This window comes from Bartonella sp. AA83SXKL, from assembly GCF_042196965.1.
Lineage (GTDB): Bacteria > Pseudomonadota > Alphaproteobacteria > Rhizobiales > Rhizobiaceae > Bartonella.
This window is the reverse complement of sequence record NZ_JBHIRG010000234.1, coordinates 1-327: the sequence shown is the minus strand read 5'-3', so window position 1 is coordinate 327 and position 327 is coordinate 1. Positions and strand designations below refer to the sequence as shown.

At 38.5% G+C, this 327-nt stretch carries 1 protein-coding gene; it reads right to left on the bottom strand.

What is annotated here, in order from left to right; all coding sequences use genetic code 11:
* A partial coding sequence (locus tag ACFINO_RS10815; RefSeq protein ID WP_375655851.1) for a ribonuclease E/G occupies positions 1-327 on the bottom strand: 327 nt, incomplete at both ends.

The following is a 327-nucleotide window of genomic DNA, read 5'->3' as shown; positions in this document are numbered from 1 at the left end:
AGGATGCAACATTTTGTCAAGTTGAATTTCGATATTATTGCGCGCAAAAATAGGGATAGGATCGCGATAAGGTTGCACAACTTTTGCATGACTTGGCATCAGCATACGCATGAAGTCTTTTGCTTCACGATATCCTTGATCACCAGAAACGAGAATTTCATTGATATTTTTATTGTAAAGGTCGCGTATAGAACGCTTTATAAGATTGCTTTCTTCATGGACAAGACATGGAGCAGTTGACTTGAGTGTTAAAGTGCGAACAGTATCCCATAGTCGTGTAAGGTATTCATAATCGCGTTTAATCTCAGCTTTTGTTCTATTAGCTCC